General features: G+C 63.9%; 17 protein-coding genes. 10 read left to right on the top strand and 7 right to left on the bottom strand.

The annotated features are described in order from the left end of the window. Positions 1 to 1,614: a TolC family protein gene (locus N3J91_08975; protein ID MCX8156563.1), complete on the bottom strand. Its 1,614-nt coding sequence runs from the start codon at positions 1,612 to 1,614 to the stop codon at positions 1 to 3. Positions 1,615 to 1,946: 332 nt separating this feature from the next. Here N3J91_08975 and lipA point away from each other — a divergent pair, with 332 nt between their 5' ends. Further along, positions 1,947 to 2,843 (top strand): lipoyl synthase, encoded by an 897-nt coding sequence (gene lipA, locus N3J91_08970; protein ID MCX8156562.1) that lies wholly within the window; start codon positions 1,947 to 1,949, stop codon positions 2,841 to 2,843. Further along, positions 2,844 to 3,569, top strand: a complete 726-nt coding sequence (locus N3J91_08965) for a DUF554 domain-containing protein (GenBank protein ID MCX8156561.1) — start codon at positions 2,844 to 2,846, stop codon at positions 3,567 to 3,569. It abuts the gene before it with no gap. A 15-nt stretch (positions 3,570 to 3,584) separates the two neighbouring features. Here N3J91_08965 and N3J91_08960 read toward each other — a convergent pair whose 3' ends face one another. Together N3J91_08960 and N3J91_08955 are read right to left on the bottom strand one after the other, a co-directional pair. Then, positions 3,585 to 3,977, bottom strand: a complete 393-nt coding sequence (locus N3J91_08960; protein MCX8156560.1) for a response regulator — start codon at positions 3,975 to 3,977, stop codon at positions 3,585 to 3,587. A gap of 31 nt (positions 3,978 to 4,008) precedes the next feature. Continuing rightward, the gene (locus tag N3J91_08955; GenBank protein MCX8156559.1) at positions 4,009 to 6,042 is read right to left on the bottom strand and encodes a UvrD-helicase domain-containing protein; all 2,034 of its coding nucleotides are present in this window, start codon (positions 6,040 to 6,042) and stop codon (positions 4,009 to 4,011) included. 137 nt (positions 6,043 to 6,179) lie between these two features. On the opposite strand from N3J91_08955, the gene N3J91_08950 reads away from it, so the two are divergent. The 7 genes from N3J91_08950 (at position 6,180) to N3J91_08920 (ending at position 13,769) form a co-directional block, all read left to right on the top strand. Next, positions 6,180 to 7,499 (top strand): DUF1080 domain-containing protein, encoded by a 1,320-nt coding sequence (locus N3J91_08950; protein MCX8156558.1) that lies wholly within the window; start codon positions 6,180 to 6,182, stop codon positions 7,497 to 7,499. A 34-nt stretch (positions 7,500 to 7,533) separates the two neighbouring features. Continuing rightward, complete coding sequence (locus tag N3J91_08945) at positions 7,534 to 8,871, top strand: Gfo/Idh/MocA family oxidoreductase (protein ID MCX8156557.1); 1,338 nt, start codon at positions 7,534 to 7,536, stop codon at positions 8,869 to 8,871. Between the two features lie 126 nt (positions 8,872 to 8,997). Continuing rightward, on the top strand, positions 8,998 to 10,104 hold the full coding sequence (locus N3J91_08940; protein MCX8156556.1) for an aminoglycoside phosphotransferase family protein: 1,107 nt from the start codon (positions 8,998 to 9,000) through the stop codon (positions 10,102 to 10,104). Between the two features lie 51 nt (positions 10,105 to 10,155). Next, on the top strand, positions 10,156 to 10,443 hold the full coding sequence (gatC, locus tag N3J91_08935) for an Asp-tRNA(Asn)/Glu-tRNA(Gln) amidotransferase subunit GatC (protein ID MCX8156555.1): 288 nt from the start codon (positions 10,156 to 10,158) through the stop codon (positions 10,441 to 10,443). Positions 10,444 to 10,451: 8 nt separating this feature from the next. After that, a complete protein-coding gene (gatA, locus tag N3J91_08930; protein ID MCX8156554.1) occupies positions 10,452 to 11,906 on the top strand; it encodes an Asp-tRNA(Asn)/Glu-tRNA(Gln) amidotransferase subunit GatA in 1,455 nt (484 codons plus the stop codon). Positions 11,907 to 11,909: 3 nt separating this feature from the next. Then, on the top strand, positions 11,910 to 12,455 hold the full coding sequence (locus N3J91_08925) for a hypothetical protein (GenBank protein MCX8156553.1): 546 nt from the start codon (positions 11,910 to 11,912) through the stop codon (positions 12,453 to 12,455). Between the two features lie 15 nt (positions 12,456 to 12,470). After that, positions 12,471 to 13,769 carry a sulfatase-like hydrolase/transferase gene (locus N3J91_08920; GenBank protein MCX8156552.1) on the top strand — a complete coding sequence of 433 codons (1,299 nt, stop codon included), beginning with the start codon at positions 12,471 to 12,473 and terminating at the stop codon, positions 13,767 to 13,769. A gap of 9 nt (positions 13,770 to 13,778) precedes the next feature. On the opposite strand, the gene N3J91_08915 is transcribed toward N3J91_08920, so the two are convergent. Genes N3J91_08915 through N3J91_08900 form a run of 4 tightly spaced genes read right to left on the bottom strand, consistent with a single transcriptional unit; the run spans position 13,779 to position 17,922 of the window. Continuing rightward, positions 13,779 to 14,570, bottom strand: a complete 792-nt coding sequence (locus N3J91_08915; protein ID MCX8156551.1) for a YdcF family protein — start codon at positions 14,568 to 14,570, stop codon at positions 13,779 to 13,781. After that, positions 14,567 to 16,021 carry an aldehyde dehydrogenase family protein gene (locus N3J91_08910; GenBank protein MCX8156550.1) on the bottom strand — a complete coding sequence of 485 codons (1,455 nt, stop codon included), beginning with the start codon at positions 16,019 to 16,021 and terminating at the stop codon, positions 14,567 to 14,569. Before N3J91_08910 ends, N3J91_08915 begins: the two co-directional genes overlap by 4 nt. A gap of 14 nt (positions 16,022 to 16,035) precedes the next feature. Then, the gene (locus tag N3J91_08905; protein MCX8156549.1) at positions 16,036 to 16,587 is read right to left on the bottom strand and encodes a BMC domain-containing protein; all 552 of its coding nucleotides are present in this window, start codon (positions 16,585 to 16,587) and stop codon (positions 16,036 to 16,038) included. A gap of 18 nt (positions 16,588 to 16,605) precedes the next feature. Further along, entirely contained in the window at positions 16,606 to 17,922 is a 1,317-nt protein-coding gene (locus tag N3J91_08900; protein MCX8156548.1) for a 4Fe-4S dicluster domain-containing protein, read from the bottom strand. Positions 17,923 to 18,121: 199 nt separating this feature from the next. Here N3J91_08900 and N3J91_08895 point away from each other — a divergent pair, with 199 nt between their 5' ends. Beyond that, entirely contained in the window at positions 18,122 to 19,333 is a 1,212-nt protein-coding gene (locus N3J91_08895) for a DUF1015 family protein (GenBank protein MCX8156547.1), read from the top strand. Positions 19,334 to 19,335: the final 2 nt, after the last annotated feature.

Genomic DNA, 19,335 nt, shown 5'->3' with positions numbered 1-19,335 from the left:
TTATTGGTTAAAGTAATCATCCGGCGGCAGCACCGGCTTGTCTTCGGTCTCCACCGGCGCAGCTTCGGGCGCCTTGGGCAGGAAGCCCACCAGGTGATCCTGCAGCCAGAACTTTTCCTTGCTGGTATCCAGCGCCCCGATGTCCAGCATCAGGCGCAACCGCGCCTGCTGATAGCTCACCAACGATAAAGTAAGCTGGTTTTGCGCGGCAATCAACGCGTCCTGCGCCTCCAGCACATCGCGCACCGCCACGTTGCCGGCCTGCAGGTTCATCGTCGTGCTTTCCACGCGCACCTTGGCCAGCTCGACGGCTTTTTTCTGAATCAAATACGTCTGCCGCTGCTGCTCGATGGTGCGCAGGCCGTTCTCGATGTTGTTGCGCAGGTTGTCAAACGTCAGCGTCAACGCCCGGATTTGCGCCTCAAACGCAATGAGCGCCTCCCGGTAGGCAAAGCGCTGATTCTTGCGGTCCAGCGGCAAATCCAGCTCCAGCCCCACCCCCGCACTGGCCTGGCGCGCGTCAAAGCGCGTCCAGTCGGTGGGCCGCTCGCTTTGCAGGGAGGCATCGGCGATGAACGTCAGGTTGGGCTTGAGTTTGTCCCGCGCCAGCCGCACGCGGCGTTGTACGTCCTGAAAGCGGTCAATGGCATTCAAGGTGGGCAGATGCCGCTCGGTGGCCAGCCGGTAGGCCTCCTCCGCATCCAAGGTCACCGGAATCAGCCCCACCTGGGCGATTTCTTCCAAGGCTTTGTCATCCAGGTACAATTTCGTGCTCAGCGGCAGACCCAGCCGGATTTTGAAGCTGTCCAACAGCGTTTGATAGCGCGCCACCGCGTTGATGTAGCTGTTTTTGGCGGAAAGCTCGGATTGTTTGGCCTGATCCACCTCCGTGCGCGTCTGGCGGTCCACCGCCCGCGCCTCCAGCCGCTCCGTCTGCGCCACGCGGCTCAGGTAGTTGGCGTAGTTGTTGCGCACGGCATCCTTCTGCGCCAGGATGTTGAAATAGTCGTTGAGGATGTTCAGCGCAAACTGCTCCTGATACTGGCTGAAGTTGCGCACGGCATAGACCAGGTTGCGCTCCGCCTGGGTCAGGCTCTCGAGGGCATCGTTGTTGTTGCCGAAGGCCTGAAACAAAGGCTGCACCAAATTCACTGAAACACTGGAAACCGCCGTGCGGCGCGGATCCCCGGTGTAATATCGGAACAGGTCATTGGCCAGCGTCAGTCCCAGCCGCCCGCCGCTGGCCAGGAGCTGGGTCATGTTCACGCCGCTGGAGGCCGACAAGGTGCCCTCCTTGGTGCCGTCACTGCGGCGGCGCAAGGCCCAGTCGCCCCCGGCAAACAGGCGTGGCTGGTATTTGTACCGCTCGCGGGCCAGGGCGAGTGCCGTGCTGTACAGGCTTTCTTTTTGCTCCTGATATTCGCGGCTGTTCTTGACCGCCAGATCCAAGGCCTCCTGCACCGACAACACCAGCCGGTTGGTCTCCAACCGGCTCTCGATCAACTCCGGCGGCTGCACCGACTCCGGTTTCCGTGCCGACCACGGTGTGTCAATGTTGAAGTCGTTGGTCTTCTTCAGCACCCGCTGCTGGGTCTGGTGGATCGAGCGGTACACTTCCCTGTCGGCCGCCTGCCGGTGGTATTTGGCCGTGCATCCCCCCCAAAAAAGGAGGGCAGCCAGGGCAAAAAGCCCCAGCTTTCCCGCCCGGCTCCGCGGAACCGGGCCGTCCTGTTGAACCCTGCTGTCCTGCATCCCGTTCGTTCTTAAGACGCACTAATAACGTTCGAGGTTACATTCCTATGACGTATTCCTGCCATCTTTTCTTTAATTATTTTGCTCGGGCGTGGTTTTACGGCATTTTGCCTCCCGCCTTGAGAGACCCAGCCATGGCAAGCTGCATTTTCCTTTGCAGGAAGCCGCCGGGAAAGGCAATCTTGGGGCTGGCGATGAGCACAACATTGGAGCCATCCACCATCCGCCGGCGGCTGCCGGACTGGCTGCGCCTGCGGCTGCCCAATACGGCCGCTTTTGCGCAGACCCGCAACCTGTTGCAGGATCAGCGGCTGCACACCGTTTGCGAAAGTGCGCGCTGCCCCAATCACTGGGAATGCTGGAGCAAAGGCACGGCCACCTTCATGATCGGCGGCGATCGCTGCACCCGCGCCTGCAAGTTCTGCGCCGTCACCACCGCCAAACCGCTGCCCCTCGACGCCACGGAACCGCAGCGGGTGGCCGAGGCCGCCCGTCGCATGGGCCTGCGCCACGTGGTCATCACCGGTGTGGCGCGTGATGATTTGCCCGATGGCGGCGCGGAGCACTTCCGGCGCACCATCGAGGCGGTGCGGGCGCTGAATCCGGGGGCGGTCATTGAAGTGCTGACCCCCGATTTTCAAGACCGGGACGAGGCCCTGCAGTGTGTCCTGGAGGCCCGGCCGGAGATTTTTAACCACAACCTGGAGACTGTCCGCCGCCTCACTCCCGCCGTGCGGCACCGGGCCACCTATGAGCGCTCGCTTAGCGTGCTGCGCAAAGTCAAACAATGGACGGGCGACACTCTCTACACCAAGTCCGGCCTGATGCTGGGGCTGGGGGAGACCGCAGCCGAGCTGGAGGAGGCGTTGCGGGACTTGCGCCAGGCAGGCTGCGATCTCCTGACGCTGGGCCAATACCTGCAACCCACGCCCGAACATCTGCCGGTGGTGGAATACATCTCGCCCCAGCAATTCGCCGCCTACGGGCGGATGGCGCGTGCCATGGGCTTTGTGCATGTCTCCAGCGCCCCGCTGGTGCGCAGCTCCTATCACGCCGATGATTTCCAACCCCAACGCCCCGCCCGGCCCTGAATGATTGGCACCGCGTTGAATGTGGCGGCGATTGTCGCCGGCGGGCTGGCCGGCAGCCATCCCCGCTGGCGGCTCACGCAACCGCGCGAGCAGCAAATCAAAACTCTCCTGGGTGTTCTTGCCCTCGTTCTGGGGGGCAAACTTTTCTGGGAAGGCACTCAAGGCCCATTTTTGCACGCCCTCAAGCTCTGGGGGCTGGTTTTGCTTTCCCTGATGCTGGGCAAAATGGTGGGCCGGCTGCTGGGCCTCCAGCAGGCCAGCAACCGGCTGGGCCAGTACGCCCTGCAACGCCTGCAGGCGCCCGGCGGCGCCTCCCGGCGGTGGGATCAGGCGCTCCTGGTTGGCGCCGCCCTGTTTTGCGCCGCGCCGCTGGCGTTCATCGGCAGCCTGCAGGACGGCCTGCATAATTTTTGGTTTCTGCTGGCGGTGAAAGCCGTAATGGACGGGCTGGCCGCCCAGGCTTTTGTGCCGATGCTGGGCCGGGGAATTGTGCTGGCCGCGTTGCCCGTGGCGGCCTGGCAGGGCTTGCTGACCCTGGGGACGCGCGCCCTAGTGGAGGCAGGCTGGCTGTCCACATTTGCCCCCGCCACCAGCGCCTTGCATCTGGTGTGCGGTTTTCTGGCCGTCAGTGTGGCGGTGGTGATTTTTGAAGTCCGCAAGGTGGAGCTGGCCAACTACCTGCCTGCGCTGGTGGTGGCGCCCGGTCTGGCCCGCTGGCTGCTTTGACCGCCCTCCGGCAGTTTATTTTTCCTCCGCCTTCCGTTTGCGGGCGTATTTCTCGATGCCGGCAATCACGGCCTCCAGGCTGGCCGGCTTGGCGATGAAAGGGTAGCCGCCGATGACGCCGTCGTGCTCCGCCACGCGGGAGGGCTTGACCGAAGCACTCAGAAAAACGATGGGGTAGTCCTTCAATTCCGGATCCGCTTTGAACTGGTTGGCCACGTCGCCCCCGAACATCTGCGGCATGATCACGTCCAACAGGACCACGTCCGGCTTGAATTGCCGGGCCGCCTCCGCCGCCGCGCCGCCCCAGTTTTCCACGCGGACCTCGTACTGCCCGGTACGCTCGAGATTGAGCTTCAACAGCCGCGTGAAGCTCTCTTCATCGTCCACCAGCAGCACCCGGGTCTTCATAATGGGCTAGTTGCAAGATAATATAATCCCCTCAGGCTTTGGAGCGCAAGGACGCTTTCAATTCCGCCAAAATGCGGCTGCCCTCCTCCACGCTGACCGGCTGTTTGCGCCGTTCCTCCGCGCGCTCCACCAGGTGCGACGGCAGCTCCAGCAGAAACCGGGAGGGATGCATCGGCGCAAGCGTGCCATACTTTTTCCGCGCCAGACAATGGCTCAGGGTGAGGGTCTGCCGCGCCCGGGTGATGCCCACATAAAACAACCGCCGCTCCTCGTCCACTGTGCCCTCCTCCTTGGAACGGGTATGCGGCAGCAGGCCCTCCTCCAGACCCACCAGAAACACATGCGGAAATTCCAGCCCCTTGCAACTATGCAGGGTGATCAACGTGACCTGGTCCCCCTCCACCTCCTTGTCCTCGTCCCGTTCGGTGTCCAGGGTCACCTCCTCCAGAAAGCGGTTGAGGCGCTCCCCCGGTGTGGCGCCGCCATAATCCTCCTGGTCCAGGGTGCTGACCAGATCTTTGAGAATGCGGAGGCGGTTTTCCGCCTCCTCCGGCGTTTTTTCGCTGCTGCGAATTTCCTCCCAATACCCCACCTGCTCCAACCAGTGCTCCGCCCACCGCCGCAGGGAAAAACCGGGCGGCGCGGGCTGGGTCAGGGTGTGATGATGCGTCTCCACCAGATGCAAAAACTGCCGCACTGCCTCGCGGGTCCGGCCCGGCAGGGCCGCCTGCACGTCGGTGTGCCGCATGGCGGCGAAGACCGAACAACGCCGCTCCTGGCTGGCCGCCAGCAGCCGCTCCATGGTGGCCTCGCTCAGGCCGCGGGCGGGCACGTTGGCAATGCGCAGCAGGCTGATGTCGTCGTGCGGATGATGAAACGTGCGCAAATAAGCCAGAAAATCCTTGATCTCCCGCCGGTCAAAATAACTCTGGCCGCCCACCAGATGGTAGCGCACGCGCGCCGCCCGCAGCGCGGTTTCCAGCGCGCGCGCCTGGTGGTTGGTGCGAAACAAAATGGCCTGGTGCTGCCACGGGATGCGCTTGAATTTGCGGTTGATTTCAATCTGCTCCACAATGCCGCGCGCCTCCTCGTCCTCGTTGGCAAACGTGTGCAGCACAATGCGGCTGCCCTGCCCGTTGCGGCTCCACAGCTTCTTGGGCCGGCGGCGGGCATTGTGGGTGATGACGGCATTGGCCGCCTCCAGGATGACACTGGTCGAGCGATAATTCTGCTCCAGTTTGATGACCTTGACGCGCGGGAAATATTTTTCCATGTCGAGCAGGTTGGCAATTTCCGCGCCGCGCCAGCCGTAGATGCTCTGATCATCATCCCCCACCACGCACAGGTTTTGATGCTGCGCCGCCAGCAGCCGCAGAATTTCAAATTGCGCGGCGTTGGTGTCCTGATATTCGTCCACCATGATGTAACGAAAGCGCTGGCGGCACTGGGCCAGCACTTCCGGGTCCTGCCGCAGCAGATGCAGCGTCAGCCCCAGGAGATCATCAAAATCCACCGCGTTGCACGCCCGCAAGGCCGATTCATACCGCGGCAGCAGCCGACGGGCCAGTTCGTGCAGCGTGTCCTCCCGCCCCCCAAAGCCGTTTTTGAGCCGGCTGATGGCCGCCGCCACCTCCGCCGGCTCCAGCGTAACCCCGCGCACGTTGAAGTGCGCCAGAATGCGGCGCACGGCGCTGAGGCGCTCCGACTCGCTGTAGATCACGAAATTGGGCTTGTAGCCCAGGCGGTCAATGTATTGCCGCAGCAGCCGCGCCCCCAGCGCATGAAACGTGCAAATGGTGGGCGCTTCCGGCGGGGGCTGCCCCGGCGCCCCCCGCGGCCGCGGCACCAACTGCGCCACGCGCTCTTTCATCTCGCGCGCGGCTTTATTGGTGAACGTCACCGCCAGAATCTGCCCGGGCGGCACCCCGCGGGCGATCAAGTGCGCCAAACGATAGGTGATGACGCGCGTCTTGCCCGTGCCGGCCCCCGCCAGAATCAACACCGGCCCCTCGGTGGTCTCCACCGCCCGGCGCTGTTCGGGATTCAAACTGTTCAAATCCACCATGAGTGCGGCGGAGTGTAGAGGGTGACCGGCGTATGGCAAGACAGGAACACCGCCTTTCCTCCCCCGGCCTGCCCGCCTCGTCCACCAGCGGATAATCTGCGGTTGCAGAGGGCGGACGTTTGGGCTAGAAGTCAGCCATGAAGCACATACGTTTAAGGACGCCAGCCCTTGGTCTTGCGTTGCTGGTCTCGCTGTCATGGCATGCCGCCGCCGCCACCCCTCCCCCCGGCTTTGTGGCCTTGTACAATGGCCGGGATTTGTCCGGATGGTGGGGCACAGGCGACACTGACCCGCGCACCTACATTTTCCTCAGCCCCGCCGAATACGCCAAACGGCGGGAGGCCAGCCTTCCCAACATCCAGCGCCATTGGACCCCGGCGGGCGAGGAGCTGATCAATGACGGCAACGGCCTTTTTCTGACCACCGAGAAGTTCTTTCGGGACATTGAACTGCTGATTGACTACAAGACCGTGCCGCGGGCGGACAGCGGCATCTACCTCAAAGGCACTCCGCAAATCCAGATTTGGGACTACACGGACACCAACAAATTCAAGCTCGGCGCCAACAAAGGCTCCGGCGGCTTGTGGAACAACAGCCCCGGCGCCCCCGGCAAGGATCCCCTGGTGCTGGCCGACAAACCCTTCGGCGAATGGAATCATTTCCGCATCCTCCAACTGGGCACCCGCACCACCGTCTACTTGAATGACCAACTGGTGGTGGACAATGCCATCATGGAGAATTACTTCGACCGCAGCCGCAAACAGCCCCTGCCGCCCTTCGGCCCCATCCAACTGCAGACCCACGGCGGCGAAATCCGCTGGCGCAACATTTTTGTGCGCGAGATTCCGGCCGACGAAGCCAACCGCCGCCTGCGCGGCAACGATGCCGGCTTCACCCCCCTCTTTAATGGCCGCGACTTCACCGGCTGGCAGGGGCCGCTGGACAATTACGAAATCAAGGACGGGGCCATCGTCTGCAAACCCGGCAAGGGCGGCACCATCTACACCAAGGAGGAATATGGCGACTTCGTCGTGCGGCTGGAGTTCAAGCTGCCGCCGGGCGGCAACAACGGCCTGGCCATCCGCTATCCCGGCCAGGGCGACACCGCTTACGTGGGCATGTGCGAGCTGCAGGTGCTGGACGACAACTACGAGCAGGTGAAAAACACCAAGCTGGATCCCCGGCAGGTCCATGGCTCGGCCTACGGCATGGTGGCCGCCTATCGCGGTTACCAGCGGCCCGTGGGCGAATGGAATTATCAGGAAGTCACCGTGGTGGGCTCCAAAATCAAGGTGGAATTGAATGGCACCATCATTCTGGATTGCGACCTGAGTAAGGTCACCGAATTCATGGGCAACACCCCGCATCCGGGCAAAGACCGCACCCGCGGTTTCTTTGGCTTTGCCGGGCACAATGACCCGGTCATGTTCCGCAACATCGCCATCAAACGTCTGTAACCCCCGTTGGCCCTCACGCTACCGGAGATTTCTTATGAGCCTTCCAGCAACCTCCTCCCTTTCCCGCCGCCGCTTCCTGCGACACCTCACCGCCGCGGGCCTGGTGGCGCCGTGGGTCACGCATGATCTGCTGGCGCAAGCGGCCGCCCCGCTCCTGCGCCACGCTGCCGTGGGCGCGGGCGGCATGGGCGCCTCGGACATTGATTCGCTGACCAGCCATGCCGCGGTCAAACTGGTGGCCGTCGCGGATGTCGAACTGCGCCGCGCCCAGGCCCTGCAAAAACGCTTCCCGGAGGTGCGCGTGTATCAGGACTGGCGCGTGATGCTGGAAAAGGAGCAGGGACAAATTGATTCGGTCAATGTGGCCACGCCCGATCACATGCATGCGCCGGTGGCCATGACGGCCCTGCAAATGGGCAAGCACGTGTATGTGCAAAAGCCGCTCTCGCATGACCTGTACGAAAGCCGCCGCCTGACCGAAGTCGCCCGCGAAAAAAAGCGCGTCAGCCAGATGGGCATCCAGATTCATTCACACGTGGAATACCGGCTGGCGGTCAGGTTCGTGCAGGAGGGCATGATCGGCAAAATCAAGGAGGTGCACGCCTGGAGCAATAAAAAATGGGGCGATCCCGCCCCCCGCCCGGAGCGCTCCGATCCCGTGCCCGAGGGATTCGACTGGGATTTATGGCTCGGCGTATGCGCCGCGCGCCCCTTCATTGGCAACGGCTATTATCACCCGGCCAACTGGCGCAAACGGCTCGATTTCGGCACCGGCACCTTTGGCGACATGGGCTGCCATATTTACGATCCGGTTTTCAAAGCCCTGGCCCTGACCGCGCCGCTCACGGTGCGCTCGGAAGGCCCGCCGCCCAACGCCCACAACTGGGCCAACGACGCCAAAATCCTCTATGTCTTCCCCGGCACCCGCTTCACGGAGGATAAAACGGTGAAGGTGACATGGTATGACGGCGATCAGCGCCCGCCCCGCGACATCCAGGCCCTGGTGCCGCGCCCCCTGCCGGATCAAGGCTCCCTGTTCCTGGGCACCAAGGGCGTGATGCTCCTGCCCCACATCGCCAAACCGGAGCTGTACCCCGATACCACTTTCCGGGACGTGGTGTACCCCCGGCTGGAGCGCGTGGATCATTACCATTCTTTTGTGGACGCCTGCCTGGGCCGCGGCCAGACATCCGCCGGTTTTGATTACTCGGGACCCCTGACGGAAGCCGTGTTGTTGGGAGGGGTGGCCAGCCGCTTCCCCAACACCACGCTCAAGTGGAATGCCGCGCGACTAAGTTTTGACCTGAAAGACGCCACCGCGCTGGTCCGCCGTGCCTACCGCAAGGGATGGGAAGTGAAAGGGTTGAGCTAGGCCGCAACCGCCCCGGCGGCGCGCCGGTTCAAGCGCTTTCCGGCATGGCACGTGCGGCGGGCAACGGAAAATCTTGCCTTGGACGGTCGAATCCGCTCAAACACGAGGGACAGGAATTGAACTTTTATGGCCTTTTATAACGAAGCCAAGCTGCGGGATATTTCGCAGCGCTTTCAGATTTACGGGCAGATCCTGCATGCCGAGCCGTGCAAAATCGGCCACATCAACGAAACTTACACCGCCACCTATGACCAGGGCGGCGTGAAGGTGCGCTATATTCACCAGAAGATTAACACCAATGTCTTCAAGGATCCCGTGGCGGTGATGAGCAACGTCATGCGCGTCACCCGCCATGTCCGCGCCAAGCTCGAAGCCGCCCAGGCCGAAGACATCACCCGCCGCACGCTCATCGTGGTGCCCACGCGGGACGGCCGGGATTTTTATTACAACGGCGAGGGCGAGGCCTGGCGGACCTTCGTGTTCATTGAAAACGCGCGCACCTATGAATCGGTGCAATCACCCGCGCAGGCCTACCAGGCCGGCCGGGGGTTTGGCACGTTTCAATGCCAGGTGGCCGATCTGCCCGGCGAGCGCCTGCACGAGACCATCCCCGATTTTCACAACACCCGCATGCGCTTCAACGCCCTGGTCAAGGCCATCGAGGCGGATCACTTCAACCGCGCCGCGCTGGCCAAGAAGGAAATTGCCTTCGCCCTCAAGCAGGAGCCCATCGTGGATGTGTTGCTCAACGCCCTGGCCCGGGGTGAAATTCCCGAGCGCATCACCCACAACGACACCAAGTTCAACAACGTGATGCTCGATGCCGAGACCGGCCAGGCGCTCTGTGTGGTAGACCTGGACACGGTGATGCCGGGGCTGGCGTTGTATGATTTCGGCGACATGGTCCGCACCACCACCAGCCCCACGCTGGAAGATGAGCCGGACTTGAGCAAGGTGCGGATGCACATGCCCATCTTCAAAGAGCTGGCGCGGGGTTACTTGGAGGCCGCCACCTTCCTGACTAAAGCGGAGAAATCCTATCTCGCCTTCGCCGGCAAGCTCATCACCTTCACCATCGGCATCCGCTTCCTGACCGATTTCCTGCAGGGCGACGTCTATTTCCGCGTGCACCGGCCCCAACACAACCTGGACCGCTGCCGCACCCAGTTCAAGCTGGTGGAGTCCATCCACCGGCAGCAGGAGGCCATGCAGGCCTTTATTGACGGCCTCTAGGCCCTGATTTTCTCCTTGGCACAAGCTGCCGCCGCCCGCAAGCTGGCGCGCATGACGGATACCGGCATGAACGTCCATCAGGTGGCGCACCTGGCGCGGCTGGAGCTGTCCGCCGCCGAGGCCACCGCTTTTCAGGCCCAGTTGGCGGAAATCCTGACGTATGTCGAAAAACTCAAAGCAGTGGACATTGCCCACGTCGAGCCGACGGCGCATCCCTTCCCGCTGGAAAACGTGACCCGGCCGGACGAAGTGCGACCCTCCCTGCCGCATGCGGAAGCCCTGCGCAACGCCCCCGCCCGCAGTGAGGGCCTGTTTGTGGTGCCCAAAATCGTGGAATAACCGCCGCCATGCTGAACACGGCCTCGATTCTGGATTTGCGCGACCGGCTGGCCCGGCGCGAAGTCACCGCCCGCGAGGTGATGGAAGCCTGCCTGCGCCGCATCGAAACGGTGGACCGCCAGATTCACGCCTTTATCCGTCTGGATGCCGAAGAGGCCCTGGCCCAGGCCGAAGCGGCGGACCGCCTTCTGGCCGGGGGAGAAAAACTCCCGCTGCTGGGCATCCCCATCGCCATCAAAGACGCTATTGCCGTCCGGGGCCATCCGCTCACCTGTGCCTCGCGCATTCTGGAGTCGTTTGTTTCGCCCTACGACGCCACGGTAATTGAAAAGCTGCGCGCCGCCGGCGCGGTGGTCTTTGGGCGGCTGAACATGGACGAGTTTGCCATGGGCAGCTCCACGGAAAACTCGGCCTTTGGCCCGACCCTGAATCCGTGGCATCCGGAATATGTCGCCGGCGGCTCCTCGGGTGGCTCCGCGGCCGCGGTGGTGGCGGATGAATGTTTGGCGGCGCTCGGCTCAGACACGGGCGGCTCCATCCGCCAGCCGGCGGCGTTTTGCGGATGCGTGGGCCTCAAGCCCACCTACGGGCGCGTGTCCCGTTACGGCCTGGTGGCGTATGCGTCCTCCCTGGATCAAATCGGGCCGCTCACCAAGACGGTGGCCGACGCCGCCCTGATGCTGGAGGTGCTGGCCGGCCACGATCCGCGGGATTCCACCAGTGTGCCCCGCCCCGTGCCCGCCTACTCGGGCGCGCTGGGCCAGCCAGTCAAGGGACTGCGGGTGGGTCTGCCGAAGGAGTATTTTGTCGGCGGGCTGGACCCGGTGGTCAAAGCCGCAGTCACAGCGGCCCTTCGCACCCTGGAAAGCCAGGGCGTGGAATTGCGCGAAATCTCCCTGCCGCACACCGATTACGCGATTGCCACCTACTACATTATCGCCACGGCCGAAGCCAGCGCCAACCTGGCCCGCTTTGACGGCATCCGGTACGGCCTCCGGGTGGAGGGCGCCGATCCCCTTGAATTGTATTGTCGCACCCGCGGACAAGGCTTTGGCGCAGAGGTCAAGCGCCGCATCATCCTGGGCACTTATGTGCTGAGCAGCGGCTACTATGACGCCTATTATCTCCGCGCTCAAAAAGTCCGCACGCTCATCCGGCAGGACTTCCTCCGCGCCTTCGAGCAGGTGGACGCCATCCTTACTCCGACAGCGCCCACGCCGGCTTTCCGGTTGGGCGAAAAAGCCGCGGATCCCCTGCAGATGTACCTGACCGACATTTTCACCATCTCCTGCAACCTGGCCGGCCTTTGCGGGATTAGTGTTCCGTGCGGCTTCGCCGAGAACCCCCGCCGTCCCATTGGACTGCAACTGCTGGGGCGGCATTTCGACGAAGAAACCCTGCTGCGGCTGGCCTATGCGTATGAGCAGGCCACCGATTGGCGGCAACACAAGCCGCCGTGCTGAATCATGGCCGGCCCACAGGCATGGGGCGGCTGGCTGGCCGCCGCGCTGATGGTGTGCAGCAGTCCGCTGTGGGGCCAGACACCGGCAGAGGCTGCCGCCGCGGTGCCCTCACGCCGCCTGGTGCCGTTCACGCTCGCGGACCAATACGGCACGAACCACGTCATCCGGCTGCCCCTGCCCCGGTTGACGTTCATCACTGTGGCCGATAAATCCGGCGCCGCCGAGGTCAATGCCTGGGTCAATCCCCTGCACCTGCTGTATGGCCGGCGGTTGGACATCCTTGGCGTGGCCAATGTCAGCGCCGCCCCCCGCTGGTTTCAAGGGGAGGTGCGCCGCCATTTCCGGCGGAATTACAAGCATCCCGTGCTGCTCGATTGGGAGGGCAAAGTCACCGCCTCCCTCGGGGCCAGCCAGGCCGCCATTACCGTCATTTTGGCCCTGCCGGATGGCTCGGTCATTTACCAGCACCACGGCCCGGCCACCGCCCCCGCGCTGGAGCGGCTGTTGCAAACCGTGGGCAAAGTCTTACAACAACAGCCGGGCAATTGAGCCGATGACCCGTTCATGGAGCCGAATCGTTTGAATCACACCCGCCAGCCGCGGCGATGTCCTGCGACAATCTTGATGCTGGGGCTGAGTTTATGGTGCTGCAAGCCCCTGGCCGCTGCGCCCATCCCTCGTCCCTTGATCAAGGACACGGCCCATGGCCGGCCCAACCTTGTGGTTTTTCTGGCTGAAGGCCTGACTTATGCAGACCTTCCCCCCTACGGAGCCACCAACCGCCTACCCCACTGGCAGCAGCTTGGAGCGGAAGGAATGCGGCTGGATTGCGCCTATGGCGCCGGCCCCTGGCCCGACCTTGCGGTGCGCGGGCTGCTGACGGGACTGCCGCACTCCGCAGCAAAAACCAACGGAGCCCTGGCTTTAATGGCCCCGGCCGATGCGCCCCCCCTGCCCCAAATGCTCCGCGAGCGGGGCTATGCGACCGGGATGCTGGGCTGGTGGCCACCCGGTGAAGCCTGGCCGCCCCTGGCCCAAGGCTTCGAAGAATGGCTGGGCAGCCTGGATCGCAGCGAGGCCCGCCAGGTCTATCCGCGCTTCCTGCACCGCAACCAGATTCGGCACGAGTTTAATCCGCCTGCCACGCCGCAGAGATTTGCGGCGCCGCAGTTGTTGGTGACGGCGATGACCAATTTCGTGCGCACCTCCCGCCTGTATCCGTTTTATTTGCAAATCATTTACCCCTCCCCCGCCACCAACGCCAGCCGCCAGGAATGGTTGGAGCGGCTGGACCGCGATTTGGGCCTGCTGCTGGCCACCCTGCGGGCTCAACGGGTGGAAACGCAGACGCTCATCCTGGCCGGCGGCCTCGTGGCCCCGCGCCAGGCTGGCGAACCGCTGCGGCCGTTGCCCGCTCCCGTTGGCTGGCTGCGCTGCAGCACCAATGGGGTTTATGAAGGCGACTTGCGCATGCCCCTGCTGCTGCGCTGGCCCGGCAAACTCAAGGGTGGCACCCTCCAACCGCAGCCCCTGACGCTGCCGGAGCTTCACGCCACCCTGGCCGCCTGGGGAGATGCACCGCTGGCCGCTGCGACCGCTGACCGCTCGCCAGCGGATTACTTGTTGCAAGGCTTTCCTTCCAATTGGACGGCGCGGGGCTTCTGGGAGAATCCGCACACTGGCGCGGAAGCCTTGCGGGATGGCCCCTGGAAACTGGTGCGTCCCGAACGTCAGGCCCCGTGGGAGTTGTATCATCTGGAAAAGGATCCGGCAGAGCGCGAAAACCTGGCACTGCGCCTGCCGGAGGAATGCCAGAGAATGCAGGCGCTCCGGGAAAAGCAGCGAGCCGCAAAAACTCGCTGACCGCGCCGGCTAATCAGGTTGGATCCAACCCCGCCAGCGATACAAGGCCCAGGCCAGTTGCTCGCGCACAAAAAGGGACATTTTGACAAAGCCCTGGTAGCGCGGCACCAAGTTGAACGAGGGCGGCCCCTCCAGGCTGACGGACGTTTTGAAGTCACATGGCACCGGAAACACCGGCACCCCCGCCGTTTTGAAACATGCCACCGCGCGGGGCATGTGATAGGCCGAGGTCACCAAAATCACCTGCTTCCAGCCGCGCTCCTGGCAAAGCTGCGCCACTTTCAGCGCCTCCTCCCGGGTGTTGTCGCACCCCCCAAGGCTAATCACTGGCGCCTGCGGCAGCCGCCAGGCCTCCAACCAGCGCCGCACCATGTCGGCCTCCACCCGCTTCTGCCCGTCAGGCAGGGCGGCCTCGGCGCCGCCCAACACCAGCGCGCGCCCCTTGCCCAGGCGCATCAATTCCAGCCCCATGAACAACCGGTCCCCATCCGCAGTCACGCCCAGCCCAAAGACATCCCGGCGCGAAGGCTCAAAGCCCCCGCCCAGCACCACCACGGCATCCGCCGCCGGCACCTCCTCCAACGCCGGGGCCAGATGTTGCTTCTCCAAGCGCCCCAGCAACCAGCCGGAAAAACCCGTGCTGCCGACGAGAAACATCAGCAACGCCAGCCCCGCCGGCGCCAGGGCCAGCCGCCAGCGCTTGCGTGACAACGCCCACAACGCAAGCAATACCAGGACACCCCACACCAGCCCCACCGGCTCCAGAAGGTTGAACACCATCCGTTGCAGACTGGTGATCATGCCTTCCAGACCATGATGCGCCGCTCGGTCATGCCTTCCAGGGCATAGCGCACCCCCTCCCGCCCCAAACCGGATTCCTTCCATCCGCCGTAAGGCATGACATCCGCCCGCCAGGTGGGCACGTCATTGACCAGCAGGCCGCCCACTTCCAGCGTCTCAAAAGCCTGGTGAATGGCGGGCATGTCGCGCGTGAAAATCCCCGCCTGCAATCCGTAGGGCGAGTCGTTGATCAGCCGCAGCGCCTCGGCCCAGTCCGCATACGGCCCCACGGTGACCACCGGCGCAAAGATTTCCTGGCAGTTCACTTTCATCGCCGGCGTAGTGCGGATCAAAATAACCGGCGGCATCAACGTGCCGCGGGGCTGTTCTCCCAGCGCCATTTCCGCTCCCTCGCGCACGGCTTCCTCCACCCACGCCCAGGCGCGCTGGGCTTCGGCTTCCGAGATCATCGGTCCCACGTCGGTCTGCTCGTCCAGCGGATCGCCCACCTTCAGGCGGCGGGTGCAGGCAATGAATTTCTCCAGGAAAGCGTCAAACACCGGCCGGTGCACAAAAATGCGCTGCACACTGATGCACGTCTGCCCGGCGTAAGCGAAACCGCCCATCGCGCACCGCTGGGCGGCGTAATCCAGATCAGCATCCGCATGCACCGCCACGCCGGCGTTACCCCCCAGCTCGAGCGCCACCTTCTTGTGTCCTGCCAGGTCACGCAACCGCCAGCCCACGCCGCCGCTGCCGGTGAAACTGAGGTATTTCATGCGCGGATCGGTGGCCAGTGTCTCCGCCATGGCCCCCGGACAATGCACCACATGAAAGCTGCCGGGGGGCGCCCCGGCGTTTTGCACTATCTCGGCCAGGCGCAAAGCGGTCAGCGGCGTCTGGGAGGCCGGTTTGAGCACAATGGGGCTGCCGCAGGCCAGTGCCGGGGCCACTTTGTGGGCCACCAGATTCAACGGAAAATTAAACGGCGTGATGGCCGCCACCGGCCCCACCGGAAAGCGCCGCACCAGGCCCTGCCTCCCCTCGCTGGCGGCGTCCAAATCCAGCGGCAGCCATTCGCCCCGCAGGCGTTTGGCCTCCTCCACGGCATCGGTAAAGGTGAGAATGGCGCGCCCCACCTCGGCGCGGGCGTATTTGAGCGGCTTGCCCGCCTCCCGCGCAATCAACTGCGCCAGCCCCTCGCGGTCGGTTTTCAACCCCGCCACCACCCCCTCCAGAATGGCCGCGCGCTGGTAGGTGGGCAGCCGGGAAGTCAGGGCAAAGGCCTGTGCAGCGCTGTGCATGGCCTGCTCCAAATGAGCGGCGCCGGCGCGATGCGCCAGCCCGGCCACCTGCCCGTCATAGGGCGAGCGAATGGCCACCACCGCCTCGCCCGCCACCCATTCGCCGCCAATGAACAAGCGAAATTCGGGCGGCGGCGGAGTTTCGACCTGGAGGGCGCCTTCAGCCATGGCCATGCGGATTATTAGATGACTTCCCGATACACCTCCGGATGCGGGCGGGAAATGACCACGGCATTCACCAGCACCCCGGCATCGGCGATAATCTTTTTGCCCGCCGCCACCGCCGCCTGCACCGAGCCGACATCGCCGGTCATGGTCACAAAGGCCTTGCCTCCCAGGGCCATGGCCAGGCGGATTTCCATGAGCGTGACGCTGGCCGCCTTGGCCGCCGCATCCGCCGCCTGCAACAACGTGGCCACATTGAACGATTCCAGGATGCCCAGCGCGCCCGTAGGCTCCCCGGGATGCGTCCGGCCCAGCGCGGCGATGACATCCTCGTGCACGTTGGTGATGACGAATTGATCAATCAAACAGCCGTTGGCCGCCGCCGCGCCCGATTCCACCGCGCTGCGCACCGCCGCGGCATCTCCACCAATGAGCACCATGTATTTCCCGGAGCAGATGGAGCGCGACAAAATCAGGCGCACATTGCCCGCCTTGAGCATGGTATCGGCCACCAGAAAACCACTGGCCACACTGGACAACTCAATCAAACCGATGGATTTCTCTTTCATGGAAACAAGCTTTCAGGCTCATGCCACCGCCAGAGTCAGGCTTTCCGAGTTCACCGCCGTCACCCGCCCCGCCAGCGGGGCGTGCACCACGGCTCCCAGCGCATGGGCCGGCGGGGCCGCGACCACCTGACCGGCTTTGACGAGCTCGCCCACCTTGACCTGCGGCTGGGCGGGCGCGCCAGCGTGTTGTTTAAGCAGCAGCCGCAGTTCCCGCGGCCGTCCCGCCCACTCGCGCAGCGGCGCGGGCATATCATAGTCCTGCACGTGCAGTTTGCGCGTCAGCGCTTGAATGGGCACCCGCCGCCCCTCCCGCAGGGGATGCACCTGCACCTCCATCTTGCCGCTCCATTTCTGGTTGGCGCGGCGCATGGCCGCCTTGGCATCGTCGCAGGCCTCTTTGGGATAAAGCTCCTCCGGGCAGGCATACAGCGTGCACAGTCCGCACGAGCAGCATAACGCCGCCCATTGATTCCAATACTCCGCGCCGGTGGACGTGAAGGCCAGGCTGCGCATCACCTGATGCGGCTCCACGGCGTAACCCAGCAGATAGCGCGGGCAGAACTCCGTGCAATACCGGCATTGATCGCAGGCCGACTTGCCAATCTGCGCCATGCGCGGCTGGGGATTCAGTTTGCGTTGAATGATATGATGCTCGCGGGGCAGCACCACCACGCCGGTGGCGGTCTTGGTCACCGGCGTGTCCAAATCCAGGGTGGTCTGGCCCATCATCAACCCGCCAATGCAGAGCACCGGCTCGCCCGTAGTTGCCCCGCCGGCGGCCTCCAGACACTCGCGCCACGAGACCCCCACCGGCACCAGCAGGGTGCACGGCTCACGCACCGCCCCCGCAATGGTCACCATCTTGTGCGTGACCGGCTGCCCGCGGGCGGCCCGGGCCACATTGACAAAGGTCTCCACATTGTTGACCACCACCCCCACATTCAACGGAATCCCCTGCGGCGGTATGAGCCGCCCCGTCACCGTGTACACCAAATCATACTCATCGCCGGAGGGGTAATAATCACCCAGCAATTCCAGCCGCAGGGAGGTGCCGGCGATGGCCCGGGTGACGGCTTCAATGGCTTTCTTTTTCTTGGCCTTGATGCCGATGACCCCGGTCTTCGCCCCCACCGCCTCCATGGCCAGCAACATCCCCTCGCGCAGCTCCGCCGCCCATTCCTCCATCACCACGGCATCCTTGTGCAACAACGGCTCGCACTCGGCGCCGTTGGCAATCACGGTATCGGCCCGGGCGGCCAGTTTGACATGGGTGGGAAAGCCGCCGCCGCCTGCGCCCACCACGCCAGCCTGCCGGACTTTTTCAACAAGGCTCATCGTGCCGAAGTGTACCGGGGGGCGTTGAAAACTCAAACGGAAATCCGCAGGGCTGCAGGCCGGTGATCCCGGCCCGAGTCCGTGAGCTGCGCCCCCGCGCCGCAGCCTGCGCAGAAGAAATCCCTGGGGGCTATCCCCCCAAAAAATCACGTGCACTTTGGCCGAAGCAGGCTAATGTTTCGCCCACCTGAACGATCTTATGGGTCTGATTCAACCATTTGCGGCGGTCCGCCCACGTCCCGAACTGGCAGCGCGCATTTGTGCGCCGCCCTACGACGTGCTTTCCACGGAGGAAGCGCGCGCCCTCGCCGAAGGCAATCCGTTGAGTTTCCTGTGGGTCAGCAAGCCTGAGATTGAATTCCCCCCCCATCACGACCCCTACGCTCCCGAGGTCTATGCCCGCGGCCGCGAGCATTTCCAGCGGTTGCTGCGCGCAGGCGCCCTGGTGCAGGAAAAAGCGCCGGCCTATTATTTATATCAGCAGCGCATGGGCCGCCACGTGCAGACCGGCCTGGTGGCGGTGGCCAGTTGCGCCGCCTACCTCGAAGGCCAGATCAAAAAGCACGAGCTGACCCGACCGGACAAGGAGGACGACCGCCTGCGCCATATCGAAGTGGTGGGCGCGCAAACCGGACCGGCCTTTCTTGTGTATCGCGCCCAGCCCGCCCTGGACGATTTCATCGCCCGTAAAATTGCCGAATACCCCGAAGTCGAATTTACGGCACCCGATGGCATCCACCATGCCGCCTGGACCCTGCGCGAGCCGGCGGACCTCGAGTTCATCCAGCGTGCCTTCGCGGCGATTCCCGCGCTCTATATTGCTGATGGCCATCACCGCACGGCGGCGGCGGCGCGTCTTCATCAAAAACGGGGGGGCGGCCCGGCGGCCTGGTTTTTAGCCGTGATTTTCCCGCATCATCAAATGCAAATCCTCCCCTACAACCGGGTGCTCAAAGATTTGAACGGCCTGACGCCGGCCGCCTTGTGGCAACGTCTGCATACCGTGCTGGAGGTGCTGCCCGGAAGCTCCGCCCAACCGGCCGAAAAACACGAACTCAGCCTGTATGTGGAGGGCCGCTGGCACCGGCTGCGCTGGAAAGCGGGCGTCACCGCCACCTCCCAGGCCGTGGAGCGCCTGGACGCGGCGCTCTTGCAACGCCTTGTGCTGGGACCCATTTTTGGCATAGACAATCCCCGCACCAGCCAGCGCATCGCTTTCATCGGCGGCATCCGCGGCACGGCCGAATTGGAGCGCCTGGTGAATAGCGGGGAATATGCCGCGGCTTTCTCGCTCCATCCCACCACCATCGAGGACTTGATGCAGGTGGCGGACGAAGGGGGAATCATGCCCCCGAAGAGCACCTGGTTTGAACCCAAGTTGCGCGACGCTCTCTTTATTCACCTGGTTTAAGC

The organism is Verrucomicrobiia bacterium, assembly GCA_026414565.1.
In the GTDB taxonomy this organism is placed as follows: Bacteria; Verrucomicrobiota; Verrucomicrobiia; order Limisphaerales; family Fontisphaeraceae; genus Fontisphaera.
This window is presented reverse-complemented; position numbering and strand designations above follow the sequence as displayed.